Origin of the sequence: Gemmiger formicilis (genome assembly GCF_016901605.1) — a bacterium.
Lineage (GTDB): Bacteria > Bacillota > Clostridia > Oscillospirales > Ruminococcaceae > Gemmiger > Gemmiger formicilis_B.
In genome coordinates, this window is sequence record NZ_JACJKP010000500.1 from 1 (window position 1) to 372 (window position 372).

The following is a 372-nucleotide window of genomic DNA, read 5'->3' on the forward strand; positions in this document are numbered from 1 at the left end:
CGGCGCAGGCCCCGACTAGGACATGGGATGTTATTTATGGAGGTGCTTTATGGCACGTATTGCTGGTGTTGATCTGCCTCGCGAGAAGCGGATCCAGGTTGGTCTGACTTATGTTTACGGTATTGGTCAGTCCACTGCCGACGAGATTCTCGCCGGAACCGGAATTAACCCTGATACCCGCGTCAAGGATCTGTCTGCTGATGAAGAAGCCAAGATCCGTGACTACATCGACAAAAACAACATCATGGTAGAGGGCGACCTGCGCCGCAACGTCGCGCTTGACATCAAGCGTCTGACCGAGATCCAGTGCTACCGTGGTGTGCGCCATCGCAAGGGCCTTCCCTGCCGCGGCCAGCGCACCAAGACCAATGC

Annotated in this window: 1 protein-coding gene; it reads left to right on the forward strand. The window is 56.2% G+C overall.

Annotated features, from left to right (window positions below):
• Positions 1–49: 49 nt before the first annotated feature.
• A partial coding sequence (rpsM, locus tag H6B10_RS15640) for a 30S ribosomal protein S13 (protein WP_204652380.1) occupies positions 50–372 on the forward strand: 323 nt, incomplete at its 3' end.